At 60.6% G+C, this 13,596-nt stretch carries 11 protein-coding genes; 8 read left to right on the top strand and 3 right to left on the bottom strand.

All coding sequences use genetic code 11. The features are described from left to right. Positions 1-87: 87 nt before the first annotated feature. From QCL51_RS01805 to QCL51_RS01790, 4 genes are all read left to right on the top strand, one after another. Positions 88-2,010, top strand: a complete 1,923-nt coding sequence (locus tag QCL51_RS01805) for a PrkA family serine protein kinase (RefSeq protein ID WP_021782710.1) — start codon at positions 88-90, stop codon at positions 2,008-2,010. A gap of 155 nt (positions 2,011-2,165) precedes the next feature. Further along, positions 2,166-3,437 (top strand): YeaH/YhbH family protein, encoded by a 1,272-nt coding sequence (locus tag QCL51_RS01800; protein ID WP_021782709.1) that lies wholly within the window; start codon positions 2,166-2,168, stop codon positions 3,435-3,437. Beyond that, on the top strand, positions 3,434-5,002 hold the full coding sequence (locus QCL51_RS01795; RefSeq protein ID WP_010951740.1) for a SpoVR family protein: 1,569 nt from the start codon (positions 3,434-3,436) through the stop codon (positions 5,000-5,002). The genes QCL51_RS01800 and QCL51_RS01795 overlap by 4 nt, the downstream gene beginning before the upstream one ends. Before the next feature lie 55 nt (positions 5,003-5,057). Beyond that, entirely contained in the window at positions 5,058-6,164 is a 1,107-nt protein-coding gene (locus QCL51_RS01790) for a multifunctional CCA addition/repair protein (RefSeq protein ID WP_319298235.1), read from the top strand. 207 nt (positions 6,165-6,371) lie between these two features. On the opposite strand, the gene folK is transcribed toward QCL51_RS01790, so the two are convergent. After that, positions 6,372-6,881 (bottom strand): 2-amino-4-hydroxy-6-hydroxymethyldihydropteridine diphosphokinase, encoded by a 510-nt coding sequence (folK, locus tag QCL51_RS01785; RefSeq protein WP_209968398.1) that lies wholly within the window; start codon positions 6,879-6,881, stop codon positions 6,372-6,374. Further along, on the bottom strand, positions 6,872-7,228 hold the full coding sequence (gene folB, locus QCL51_RS01780) for a dihydroneopterin aldolase (RefSeq protein ID WP_004576188.1): 357 nt from the start codon (positions 7,226-7,228) through the stop codon (positions 6,872-6,874). The genes folK and folB overlap by 10 nt, the downstream gene beginning before the upstream one ends. 74 nt (positions 7,229-7,302) lie before the next feature. Here folB and plsY point away from each other — a divergent pair, with 74 nt between their 5' ends. Further along, positions 7,303-7,872 carry a glycerol-3-phosphate 1-O-acyltransferase PlsY gene (gene plsY / locus QCL51_RS01775; protein WP_021782706.1) on the top strand — a complete coding sequence of 190 codons (570 nt, stop codon included), beginning with the start codon at positions 7,303-7,305 and terminating at the stop codon, positions 7,870-7,872. A gap of 17 nt (positions 7,873-7,889) precedes the next feature. Here the strand turns inward: plsY and tsaD are convergent, their stop codons facing one another. After that, complete coding sequence (gene tsaD / locus QCL51_RS01770) at positions 7,890-8,915, bottom strand: tRNA (adenosine(37)-N6)-threonylcarbamoyltransferase complex transferase subunit TsaD (RefSeq protein WP_021782705.1); 1,026 nt, start codon at positions 8,913-8,915, stop codon at positions 7,890-7,892. 204 nt (positions 8,916-9,119) lie between these two features. Here tsaD and rpsU point away from each other — a divergent pair, with 204 nt between their 5' ends. The 3 genes from rpsU to rpoD all read left to right on the top strand — a co-directional run bounded on the left by rpsU (position 9,120) and on the right by rpoD (position 13,537). After that, a complete protein-coding gene (gene rpsU / locus QCL51_RS01765; protein WP_003255575.1) occupies positions 9,120-9,335 on the top strand; it encodes a 30S ribosomal protein S21 in 216 nt (71 codons plus the stop codon). 301 nt (positions 9,336-9,636) lie between these two features. Next, entirely contained in the window at positions 9,637-11,619 is a 1,983-nt protein-coding gene (dnaG, locus tag QCL51_RS01760; protein WP_021782704.1) for a DNA primase, read from the top strand. A 67-nt stretch (positions 11,620-11,686) separates the two neighbouring features. Beyond that, complete coding sequence (gene rpoD / locus QCL51_RS01755) at positions 11,687-13,537, top strand: RNA polymerase sigma factor RpoD (protein WP_021782703.1); 1,851 nt, start codon at positions 11,687-11,689, stop codon at positions 13,535-13,537. The last annotated feature ends 59 nt before the right edge of the window (positions 13,538-13,596 follow it).

Below are 13,596 nucleotides of genomic sequence, written 5' to 3'. Positions count from 1 at the left end.
GGTATACAGCAATCGGCCAACCCGGTTGCATGCCAGCATCAGCTGACTGATCCGGCGTCGTCTCCACGTATCGAGCGAGGTGACGTCATGAGTATTTTTAGCCACTTCCAACAACGTTTCGAGTCTACGCGCCAGGAAGAACTCTCGCTGCAGGAGTACCTCGAGCTGTGCAAAGAGGATCGCAGTGCCTACGCATCGGCGGCCGAACGGCTGTTGCTGGCCATCGGTGAGCCAGAGCTGATCGACACCTCTACCAACTCCAGGCTGTCGCGCATCTTCTCCAACAAGGTTATCCGCCGCTATCCGGCCTTTGCCGACTTCCATGGCATGGAAGAGTGCATCGACCAGATCGTGTCGTACTTCCGCCACGCCGCCCAAGGCCTGGAAGAGAAGAAACAGATCCTCTATCTGCTGGGCCCGGTAGGCGGCGGCAAGTCCTCGCTGGCGGAAAAACTCAAGCAGCTGATGGAAAAGGTACCGTTCTACGCGATCAAGGGCTCGCCGGTATTCGAGTCACCTCTGGGCTTGTTCAATGCCACCGAAGATGGGGCCATTCTCGAGGAAGAGTTCGGTATCCCACGGCGCTACCTCAACACCATCATGTCGCCTTGGGCCACCAAGCGCCTGCAGGAATTTGGCGGTGACATCTCCAAGTTCAAGGTGGTGAAGCTGTACCCGTCGATTCTTAACCAGATCGCCATTGCCAAGACCGAACCCGGCGATGAAAACAACCAGGACATTTCTGCCCTGGTCGGCAAGGTCGATATCCGCAAACTTGAGGAATACCCACAGAACGACGCCGATGCTTATAGCTACTCGGGCGCGCTGTGCCGGGCCAACCAGGGCCTGATGGAATTCGTCGAAATGTTCAAGGCGCCGATCAAGGTCCTGCACCCCTTGCTCACCGCCACTCAGGAAGGCAACTACAACAGTACCGAAGGCCTTGGGGCGATCCCCTATACCGGTATTCTGTTGGCGCACTCCAACGAATCGGAGTGGCACACCTTCCGCAACAACAAGAACAACGAAGCGTTCATCGACAGGATCTATATCGTCAAGGTGCCGTACTGCCTGCGGGTCAGCGATGAAATCAAGATCTACGACAAGTTGCTGATCAACAGCTCGCTGTCCAAGGCCCACTGTGCGCCAGACACGCTCAAGATGTTGGCTCAGTTCACTGTGCTTTCGCGCCTGAAAGAGCCAGAGAACTCCAATATCTATTCCAAGATGCGCGTTTACGACGGGGAAAACCTCAAGGACACCGATCCAAAGGCCAAGTCGATTCAGGAATACCGGGACGCCGCGGGTGTCGACGAAGGCATGAACGGCCTCTCGACTCGCTTTGCCTTCAAGATCCTGTCCAAGGTGTTCAACTTCGACCCACACGAAATTGCCGCCAACCCGGTGCACCTGCTGTATGTGCTCGAACAGCAGATCGAACAGGAACAGTTCCCGGCTGAAGTGCGCGAACGCTATCTGCGCTACCTGAAGGAATACCTGGCGCCGCGCTACATCGAGTTTATCGGCAAGGAAATCCAGACCGCCTACCTCGAGTCCTACAGCGAATACGGCCAGAACATCTTCGACCGCTACGTGCTGTACGCAGACTTCTGGATCCAGGATCAGGAATACCGCGACCCGGAAACCGGCGAAATTCTTAACCGCATTGCGCTCAACGAAGAACTGGAGAAGATCGAGAAACCGGCAGGTATCAGCAACCCGAAAGACTTCCGCAACGAGATCGTCAACTTCGTACTGCGCGCACGCGCCAACAACAATGGCAAGAATCCAAGCTGGCTGAGTTATGAAAAGCTGCGGGTCGTGATCGAGAAGAAAATGTTCTCCAACACCGAAGACCTGCTGCCCGTCATCAGCTTCAACGCCAAGGCCAGCAAAGAGGACCAGAAGAAACACAACGACTTCGTCACCCGGATGGTGGAGCGTGGCTATACCGACAAACAGGTGCGCCTGCTGTCGGAATGGTACCTGCGGGTCAGGAAATCGCAATAAAGCGGCAAGCTACGAGCCGCAAGCTGCAAGCTGCCTGGCGTTGGCATTGCCGCCCGCGTCACAGCTTGCAGCGGCGGTGGCTGCTCTTTCTTGCAGCTTGAAGCTTGTGGCTTGCAGCTTGTGGGTTGCAGCTGCATCCAGTCACCGGAGGGACCATGAGCTACGTTATAGACCGACGCCTGAACGGCAAGAACAAGAGCACGGTCAACCGCCAGCGCTTCCTGCGGCGGTACCGCGAACATATCAAAAAGGCCGTCGAAGAGGCGGTGAGCCGCCGTTCCATCATGGATATGGAACACGGCGAGCAGATCAGTATTCCCGGACGCGACATCGACGAACCGGTCTTGCATCATGGTCGTGGGGGCAAACAGACCATCGTGCACCCTGGCAACAAAGAATTCACGGCAGGTGAACACATCCCACGGCCGCAAGGCGGTGGAGGTGGTGGCGGTCGCGGCAAGGCCGGCAATTCCGGCGAGGGCATGGACGAGTTCGTCTTCCAGATCACCCAGGAAGAATTTCTCGAATTCATGTTCGAGGACCTTGAGCTACCCAACCTGGTCAAACGTCACCTGACTGGCGCCGACACCTTCAAGACCGTTCGGGCCGGCATCGCCAACGAAGGCAACCCGTCACGCATCAACATCGTGCGCACCCTGCGCTCGGCCCATGCCCGGCGTATCGCCCTGACCGGCAGCAGCCGCGCCCTGCTGCGCGAAGCACAAAAGGAACTCGACCGCCTGCGGGTCGAAGAGCCGGACAATTTCACCGATATCCAGGAAATCGAACAGGAAATCGAGCGCCTGAAAGCGCGTATCAACCGCCTGCCCTTCCTCGACACCTTCGACCTCAAGTACAACCTGCTGGTCAAGCAACCCAACCCAAGCTCGAAGGCGGTGATGTTCTGCCTGATGGACGTATCCGGCTCGATGACCCAGGCCACCAAGGACATCGCAAAGCGCTTCTTCATCCTGCTGTACCTGTTCCTCAAGCGTAACTACGAGCGCATCGAAGTCGTTTTCATTCGCCACCACACCAGCGCCCGGGAAGTCGATGAAGAAGAGTTCTTCTACTCGCGGGAAACCGGCGGCACCATCGTTTCCAGTGCCCTCAAGCTGATGCAGGAGATCATGGCCGAGCGCTACCCGGCCAGCGACTGGAATATTTATGCCGCGCAAGCTTCCGATGGCGACAACTGGAACGACGACTCGCCGATCTGCCGCGACATCCTCTCCAAACAGATCATGCCGCATGTGCAGTACTACACTTACGTTGAGATCACCCCCCGTGAACACCAGGCGCTGTGGTATGAGTACGAGCGTATCGGCGATGCTTTCCCCGACACGTTCGCCCAACAGCAGCTGGTATCGGCCGGCGACATCTACCCGGTCTTCCGTGAACTCTTCCAGCGCAGGTTAGCCACATGACCGCCAGAGCACAGAGACGCCAACCCATTTCCACTGGGTCCGAGTGGACGTTCGAGCTGATCCAGACCTACGACCGGGAAATCAGCCGTCTGGCCGAGCGTTACGCCCTGGACACCTACCCCAACCAGATCGAGGTAATCACTGCCGAACAGATGATGGACGCCTACGCATCTGTCGGCATGCCGCTGGGCTACCACCACTGGTCCTACGGCAAGCAGTTCCTCAGCACGGAAAAGTCCTACAGCCGGGGCCAGATGGGCCTGGCCTACGAGATCGTGATCAACTCCGACCCTTGTATCGCTTACCTGATGGAAGAAAACACCATGTGCATGCAGGCACTGGTGATTGCCCACGCTTGCTACGGCCATAACAGCTTTTTCAAGGGCAATTACCTGTTCCGCACCTGGACTGACGCCAGTTCGATCATCGACTACCTGGTGTTCGCCAAGCAGTACATCGCCCAGTGCGAAGAGCGCCACGGTATTGATGCAGTGGAGGACCTGATCGACTCCTGCCATGCCCTGATGAACTACGGTGTCGACCGCTACAAGCGGCCCTATCCTATTTCTGCCGAAGAAGAGCGGCGCCGGCAACAGGAGCGCGAAGAGCATCTTCAGCGTCAGATCAACGACCTTTGGCGGACAATTCCGAAGAACGCCGAAAAGGGCAACGACCGCGATGAGGGGCGCTTCCCCGCCGAACCGCAGGAAAACATCCTGTATTTCATCGAAAAAAACGCCCCGCTGCTTGAACCCTGGCAACGTGAGGTAGTGCGCATCGTGCGCAAGATCGCCCAGTACTTCTACCCCCAGCGCCAGACCCAGGTGATGAACGAAGGTTGGGCAACCTTCTGGCACTACACCCTGATGAACGACCTGTACGACGAGGGGCTGATTACCGAAGGCTTCATGATGGAGTTCTTGCAGTCGCACACCAGCGTGGTGTTCCAGCCCGGCTTCGACAGCCCGTACTACAGCGGCATCAACCCCTACGCGCTGGGCTTTGCGATGTACACCGACATCCGCCGCATGTGCGAAAACCCCACCGAAGAAGATCGCCACTGGTTCCCCGAAATTGCCGGCAGCGACTGGCTTTCTACCATCAAGTTCGCCATGAGCAGCTTCAAGGACGAGAGCTTCATCCTGCAGTACCTGTCGCCCAAGGTGATGCGCGACCTCAAGTTGTTCAGCATCCTCGATGACGACCAGCGCGACGACCTGCTGGTGCCTGCCATCCATGATGAGGCCGGCTACCGGGTGATTCGGGAGCAACTGGCAGCGCAGTACAACCTGGGCAACCGTGAACCGAACGTACAGATCTGGAGCGTCGACCGCCGCGGAGACCGCTCACTGACCCTGCGACACCAGCAACACAACCGCAAACCGCTGGGGGACTCGACCGACGAAGTGCTCAAGCACCTGCATCGCCTGTGGGGCTTCGATATCCACCTGGAGACCGTGCAAGGCGAGCAAGTGATGAGTACTCACCACATGCCGCCGCGCGGCGAGCATAGCGAAAGCGCCGACTACGGCCGCATGGACCTGGCCGTTATCCACCACCTCTGATGCAACTCCATGACCGCCGACGGGTTATCCTGTCGGCAGTTATGGAGAGCTGCACATGCACATCTACAAAGTTGGCGGCGCCGTGCGCGACCGCCTGCTCGGCCGCCCTGTCAGCGATATCGACTGGCTGGTGGTGGGCGCCACAGTCGAAGAAATGCTCGCCAAGGGCTATCGGCCGGTGGGCGCCGATTTCCCGGTGTTCCTGCACCCGAAAACCGGCGAGGAATACGCCCTGGCGCGCACCGAGCGCAAGAGTGGGCGAGGCTACGGCGGGTTCACTTTTCACGCCAGCCCCGACGTAACCCTGGAAGAGGACCTGATCCGTCGCGACCTGACCATAAATGCGATGGCCGAGGATGAAGCCGGCACGCTATACGACCCCTACCAAGGCAAGAAAGATCTGGATCAACGCCTGCTACGCCATGTTTCCCCGGCATTCGCCGAAGATCCTCTACGCGTGCTGCGTGTTGCCCGCTTTGCTGCCCGCTATGCGCCACTGGGTTTCCGGGTTGCCGATGAAACCTTGACGCTGATGCGCCAGATCAGCGCCTCGGGCGAACTGCAGGCACTCACTGCTGAGCGCAGCTGGAAGGAAATCGAGCGCGCGCTGATGGAAGTGCAACCACAGGTATTCTTCAAGGTGCTGAGCGCGTGCGGGGCCCTGCAGGAGCTGCTGCCTGAGCTCGATGACGGCTCCCGGACACTGTCGGCGCTGGAGCAGGCGGCGGCGCACGAACAACCGCTGCACGTGCGCTGGGCCTGCCTGTTGCGCGGGCTGGCACCGACATCGATCAAAACCGTCAACCAGCGCCTGAAGGCACCGCGTGAATGCCAGGAACTGGCCATGCTGACAGGGGAGTGCCTGGCGCAGGGCAATCAGGCGCTCGACCTGCCGGCCACGGCACTGCTGGAGCTGTTGCAGAAGTTCGATGTCTACCGACGGCCGCAGCGGTTCGAGGATTTTGTGGTCGTTTGCGAAATGGCGGCGTTGGGCGATGGCGAGCAGGGTTATCCACAGGCCGATTACCTGCGAGGCGCAGCAGCGGCGGCGCGAGCGGTGGATGTGAAGCCGTTGGTGCAAGCCGGGCTGACGGGTCAGGTACTGGGCGAAGCACTCAAAGGTGAACGGCTGAAAGCACTCGAGGCTTACCAGCGCGGCTAGACCTACCGGCCTCTTCGCGGCTGAAGCCGCTGTAGGAGCGGGTTCACCCGCGAAAGGGCCGGGCCTGCTGGCCAATTTCCGACCGCTGTTCACCGTCGCAGCCACCACCGTATTCGCGGGTAAACTCGCTCCTACAGGGGGCACACATCAGAGGTTGGGCACAGGCCGTGTAGGGGCGGGTTTACCCGCGAAGAGGCCGATACAGGCTTAAGCGGGCGTCAACTGCAACCCGCGCCACTCAAAGGCGACTGGGGCGAGTACCTGATCGATCTGCGCTTCCTGCCACAGCTGCGCCATGCGCTTGCCCACCCCTGGATGCACCAGGTCGGGCGCCAGCAACGAAAGCGGCCACAGCACAAAGGCGTTCTTCAGGATCTCGGCCCGGGGCAGTACCAGCCCATCGAAGGTACCGTGCAAATCGCCATACATCAGCACGTCGATATCCAGCGGCAACCCTTTGCGGTCCGGTGCATAGCGGCCATTGTCGGCCTCGATGAACTTCAGCCGGCGGTCCAGCTCGATCAACGGCAACGCGGTTTGCCCGGTCACCACGAAGTTGATGAACGGCCCGCTCTTGATGCCCACCGCCTGGCTTTCGAAAGCCGGCGAACAGCGCATGTCGGTCAGGATGCCAGCCAACGCATCGAGCCCGGCGCACAAATGCGCCTCACGGTCGATATTGCTGCCCAGGCCCAGGTAAACCGTGCTCAAAGACATCCGCGCTCGATCTCCACGCCTACACCACCACGGGCCGCCGGCACCGCGCCCGGCTTGGTCAGCTTCAACCGCACCCAGGGGATGTGGAACTCGTCCATCAAGGTGGCCACCAGGCGCTCGGCAAATGTTTCAACCAGCTCGAAACGGGCCTGTTCGGCAAACGCCTGGATGCGCGCCGACACACTGGCATAGTCCAGCGCCAGGTTCAGGTCGTCTCCGGCGGCAGCCGGGCGGTTGTCCCAGGCAAAGCTAAGGTCCAGGCGCAAGCACTGGCGAATATCCCGCTCCCAGTCATAGGCACCGATGACGGTATCGACTTCCAGGCCTTCGATGAACACTCTGTCCAAGCACTTCTCTCCACAGCACGACAAGGGCGACTGGCGCCGTTAGAATCAGGGCGTCCTCGCCCGGAATAGTTAGCATGTTTTGGTTACTGGCGTTGCTCGCCTACCTGCTCGGCTCGCTGTCCTTCGCCATTGTTCTCAGCCGCCTTTCGGGCAGCCCGGACCCGCGTTCCAGCGGTTCAGGCAATGCCGGCGCCACCAACATGCTACGCCTGGCAGGCCGTAAACTGGCGATCCTGACCCTGCTTGGCGACCTGTGCAAGGGCCTTTTGCCGGTATTGCTCGCCCGCGCTGCCGGGCTGGACCTGCACGCGCAGGCCTGGGTGGGCATATGCGCGGTGCTGGGCCACCTGTTCCCCCTGTACTTCCGCTTCAAGGGCGGCAAGGGTGTGGCGACGGCTGCCGGCATGCTCATGGGCCTGTATTTCCCGGCCGCGCTGCTGGCCATCGGCGCCTGGCTGCTGACCTTCTACCTCACGCGCACCAGCTCACTGGCGGCACTGATTGCCACGCCACTCACCCTGCCATTGCTGGCCTGGCGCGAGCCCGAGGCCCTGCTGCCGATCAGCGTACTGACTTTGATGATCGTGTGGCGCCACCGCAACAACCTGCGCGACTTGTTTGCAGGGCGCGAACGGCACTTCTGAACCTTCGACGCCCTACCTTACAGCGGCGGCAACTGCTCCATCGGCCAGCGTGCCTGCACGCTGATCGCCAGGTCTTGCTGCTGCCCGGCCAACAGGCGCTGGCAACCGGCGTAGGCGATCATCGCACCATTGTCGGTACAGAATTGTGGGCGCGCGTAGTACACGTTGCCCTTGATGCTACCGAGCATGTCCTCCAGGGACGCGCGCAGGGCCTTGTTGGCACTCACGCCACCCGCGATGACCAGGCGCTTGAGGCCGGTCTGCTTGAGCGCCCGCTTGCACTTGATGGTCAAAGTCTCCACCACCGCCTGCTGGAATGCCAGAGACAGGTCGCAACGGGTTTGCTCACTGTCGTCGCCAGCATTCTTGCATTGCTGCCAGGTGTTCAGGGCGAAGGTCTTGAGGCCACTGAAGCTGAATTCCAGGCCTGGCCGATCGGTCATTGGCCGCGGGAACACGAAGCGCCCGGCCACACCCTGTTCGGCCAGACGCGCGATTTCCGGACCACCGGGATAATTGAGGCCGATCAGCTTGGCGGTCTTGTCGAACGCTTCACCGGCAGCGTCGTCCAGGCTCTCGCCCAACAGTTCGTACTGACCGATGCCATCGACCCGGACCAGCTGGGTATGGCCACCGGAAACCAACAAAGCGACGAACGGAAACTCGGGCGGGTTTTCTTCCAGCATGGGCGCCAGCAGGTGGCCTTCCATGTGGTGCACGCCGATCGCCGGGATGTCCCAGGCAAAGGCCAGCGCCTGGGCGCAGGAAGCGCCCACCAGCAAGGCGCCGACCAGGCCGGGGCCCGCGGTGTAGGCGATGGCGTCGATTTCGGTGGCAACGCAGCCTGCCTCGTCCAGCACCTGGCGGATGAGCGGCAGCATGCGCTTGACGTGATCACGCGAGGCAAGCTCGGGCACCACGCCACCGAAGACGCGGTGCAGGTCGATCTGGCTGAACAGTGCGTCGGCCAACAAACCGCGTTCACTGTCGTATAATGCGACGCCAGTTTCGTCGCAGGATGTTTCCAATCCCAGTACTAGCATGGGCTCGTCCCTTGTGGGGGCTGAATTCGAAGCCGCGCATGATAGTCCCCGTGTCGGGTGCCGACCAGCGGTTTTCGATCAGAGGCTTTGCATTCCGGCTTGCTAAGGGTTAACATCCGCAACCCTTGAAAACCGACGTTCTCCAGCACACCTTTGTTTTGCCAGGAGCACGTCTACCCCGGTAATGAATTAAGGTAGCCCTGGATGCCAGCCGTCAAAGTTAAAGAGAACGAACCCTTCGACGTAGCTCTGCGTCGTTTCAAGCGCTCCTGCGAAAAAGCCGGTGTACTGGCTGAAGTTCGTAGCCGCGAGTTTTACGAGAAGCCGACCGCAGAGCGTAAGCGCAAAGCAGCTGCTGCTGTTAAGCGTCACGCCAAGAAAGTTCAGCGCGAACAGCGCCGCGCCGTTCGTCTGTACTAATACAGGCGTTCAACGCAAAGCTTCTGCCCTGCCCGGCTAACCCCCGGGCGATGGCAGTGGTCGCTTCAAACTTGAGCAGCTAGCTCAAGGCCCTGCACAAGCTTCATGCGGACTGCACATGGGCAACCTGCCTGAAACGTCAGAGCTGGTCCTCCTTGCTGTATGACCAGACGTGCACGTCCGACTGACGAGCCCTTAGGGGCTGGCGACGAGCACATTCCCTCGCACTTCCCCAAGCAGCACTCGCCCCATTCGGCGCGTGAGCGATTAGACTTGCCAGTTGCCAGATTACGAGACTGCCATGGCCGGGCTGATTCCCCAGAGTTTCATTGACGACCTGATCAACCGCCTCGACATCGTCGACGTGGTAAGTTCGCGCGTCCAGCTGAAAAAAACCGGCAAGAACTACTCCGCCTGCTGCCCGTTCCACAAAGAAAAAACACCGTCCTTCACGGTCAGCCCCGACAAGCAGTTCTACTACTGCTTCGGCTGTGGCGCCGGTGGCAACGCCTTGGGCTTTGTCATGGACCACGACAACCTGGACTTCCCCCAGGCCGTCGAGGAACTGGCCCGCGCCGCCGGCATGGAAGTGCCCCGCGAGCAAGGCCGCCGCGACCAGAAGCCGCGCCAGCCAACTGACTCGCCACTGTACCCGCTACTGGACGCCGCCTCGGAGTTTTACCGCCAGGCTCTGCGCAGCCACCCGTCACGCAAGGCAGCGGTGGACTACCTCAAGGGCCGCGGCCTGTCCGGGGAAATTGCCCGCGACTTCGGCCTGGGCTTTGCCCCACCCGGCTGGGACAACCTGCTCAAGCACCTGGGTGCCGACACCCTGCAGCAGAAGGTGATGATCGATGCCGGCCTGCTGATCGAGAACGCCGAGAGCGGCAAGCGCTACGACCGCTTCCGCGACCGGGTAATGTTCCCGATACGTGACAGCCGCGGGCGCATCATCGCCTTCGGTGGCCGGGTGCTCGGCGACGACAAGCCCAAGTACCTGAACTCCCCGGAAACACCTGTGTTCCACAAGGGGCAGGAACTGTACGGGCTGTACGAGGCGCGCAAGCACAACCGCAACCTTGACGAGATCATCGTCGTCGAGGGCTACATGGACGTCATTGCCCTGGCCCAGCAAGGTCTGCGCAATGCCGTGGCCACCCTTGGCACCGCCACCAGCGAAGAGCACCTCAAGCGCCTGTTCCGCGTGGTGCCCAGCGTGCTGTTCTGTTTTGACGGCGACCAGGCCGGGCGAAAGGCGGCCTGGCGCGCACTGGAATCGACATTGTCGAACCTGCAGGACGGCCGTCGCGCGCGCTTCCTGTTCCTGCCCGAAGGCGAAGACCCGGACAGCCTGGTGCGCGCCGAAGGTACCGACGCTTTCATGGCCCGTATCAACCAGCACGCCCAACCGCTGGCCGACTACTTCTTCGAGCAACTTGGCGTCGAGGCCGACCCGCGCTCGCTGGAAGGCAAGGCGCATATGGCGACCTTGGCCGCACCGTTGATCGAAAAGATCCCCGGCGCCAACCTGCGTCAGCTGATGCGCAACCGCCTGAAGGAAATCACCGGCCTCGACCCTCAGCAGGTCGAGCAGCTGGCGCAACAAGCCCCGGCGGCCAGCAGCATGCCGGACTATGACCCTGGCTACGACTACGACGCCATGGCCAGCTACACCCCCGACTACGGCGACATGCCGCAGCACGATTTTGCCCCCGTTCATCAGGAGCAGGCGTGGAAACCCAGCAAGGGTGGCAGCAAGAAGCCGTGGAGCGACAAACCCTGGGACAAGAACCGCAAGGGCGGCAAGCCCTGGCAACAACGCGACGAAGCACCTCCGCGCGTGCCAGCACCGGTCGAGCCACCGACCCTGGCCGCCCTGCGCACCTTGCTGCACCACCCGCTGCTGGCCGGCAAGGTGGAAGATGCCAGCCACTTCGCCGACGAAGAGCACCTGTACAGCCAACTGCTGGTGGCGTTGATCGAAGCCGCGCAGAAAAATCCTGGGCTAAGCTCAATGCAGTTGATCGCACGTTGGCACGGCACCGAACAAGGCCGCCTGCTGCGGGCCCTGGCGGAAAAGGAATGGCTTATCGTAGCCGACAACCTTGAACAACAGTTTTTCGACACTATAACTAGCTTGTCCGCCCGCCAACGCGAGCGCAGCCTGGAACAACTGCTCAGGAAATCACGTCAAAGCGAATTGACCAGCGAGGAAAAAAACCAGCTCCTCGCCCTGCTGAGCCGAAATGTTCCCGCACAAACGCCGACCTCATCTGGCGCGTGAGGCCCATGCTCGGGTATAATCCTCGGCTTGTTTTTTGCCCGCCAAGACCTTCAGTGGATAGGGTGTTATGTCCGGAAAAGCGCAACAGCAGTCTCGTATCAAAGAGTTGATCACCCGCGGTCGTGAGCAGGGCTACCTGACTTACGCGGAGGTCAACGACCACCTGCCTGAGGATATTTCAGATCCGGAACAGGTGGAAGACATCATCCGCATGATCAACGACATGGGGATCAACGTATTCGAGAGTGCTCCGGATGCGGATGCCCTTCTGTTGGCGGAAGCCGACACCGATGAAGCCGCGGCCGAAGAAGCCGCTGCTGCGTTGGCGGCAGTTGAAACCGATATCGGCCGCACGACCGACCCGGTGCGCATGTATATGCGCGAAATGGGTACTGTCGAGCTGCTGACCCGCGAAGGCGAGATCGAAATCGCCAAGCGTATCGAGGAAGGCATTCGCGAAGTCATGGGCGCTATCGCCCACTTCCCGGGCACTGTCGACTACATTCTCGGCGAATATGACCGCGTCACCACCGAGGGTGGCCGCCTGTCGGACGTTCTCAGCGGTTACATCGACCCTGACGACAACATTGCCGCGCCAACCGAAGAAGTGCCGATCCCGGGCGCCAAGGCCGCTGCGGCGAAGGAAGAGTCCGACGACGACGAAGAAGAATCCGAAAGCGGTGACGACGAGGAAGAGGCCGAAAGCGGCCCGGACCCGGTAGTCGCGGCCCAGCGCTTCGGTGCGGTATCCGATCAGCTTCAGGTAACCTCCAAGGTCCTGAAGAAGAATGGTCGTAGCCACAAGGAAAGCATCGAGGCCCTGCAGGCCCTGGCCGACCTGTTCATGCCGATCAAGCTGGTACCGAAGCAGTTCGAGGTACTGGTCGAGCGTGTACGTGACGCCCTGAGCCGTCTGCGACAGCAAGAACGCGCCATCATGCAGTTGTGCGTACGTGACGCCCGCATGCCGCGAGCCGACTTCCTGCGCATGTTCCCAAGCAACGAAACCGACCAGACCTGGAGCGGTGACCTGGCCAAGCGCAACACCAAGTGGGCTGCCGCCCTGGGTGAAAAGAACGCTGCCATCGTCGCTTGCCAGCAGAAGCTGATCGACCTTGAGACCGAAACCGGCCTGACCGTTGCCGAGATCAAGGAAATCAACCGTCGCATGTCGATCGGTGAAGCCAAGGCCCGCCGCGCCAAGAAAGAAATGGTCGAGGCGAACCTGCGTCTGGTGATTTCCATCGCCAAGAAGTACACCAACCGTGGCCTGCAGTTCCTCGATCTGATCCAGGAAGGCAACATCGGCTTGATGAAAGCGGTGGACAAGTTCGAATACCGTCGCGGCTACAAGTTCTCGACCTATGCCACCTGGTGGATCCGTCAGGCGATCACCCGTTCGATCGCCGACCAGGCACGCACCATCCGGATTCCGGTGCACATGATCGAGACGATCAACAAGCTCAACCGTATTTCCCGCCAAATGCTGCAGGAAATGGGTCGTGAACCGACGCCGGAAGAGCTGGGCGAGCGCATGGAAATGCCTGAGGACAAGATCCGCAAGGTACTGAAGATCGCCAAAGAGCCGATCTCCATGGAAACCCCGATCGGTGACGACGAAGATTCGCACCTGGGCGACTTCATCGAGGACTCGACCATGCAGTCCCCGATCGACGTGGCCACGGTCGAAAGCCTCAAGGAAGCCACCCGTGACGTGCTCTCGGGCCTGACTGCACGCGAAGCCAAGGTGCTGCGCATGCGTTTCGGTATCGACATGAACACCGACCACACCCTCGAAGAGGTGGGCAAGCAGTTTGACGTAACGCGTGAGCGGATCCGTCAGATCGAAGCGAAGGCGTTGCGCAAACTGCGCCACCCGACCCGCAGCGAGCACCTGCGCTCCTTCCTCGACGAGTGATGACAAAACCCCGGCCCAGGCCGGGGTTTTTCTTTAGTGGCCCGCCACATAAAGCCCCC

It is taken from the genome of Pseudomonas sp. LTR0 (assembly GCF_036630035.1).
GTDB classification, from domain to species: domain Bacteria; phylum Pseudomonadota; class Gammaproteobacteria; order Pseudomonadales; family Pseudomonadaceae; genus Aquipseudomonas; species Aquipseudomonas putida_Y.
This window is presented reverse-complemented; position numbering and strand designations above follow the sequence as displayed.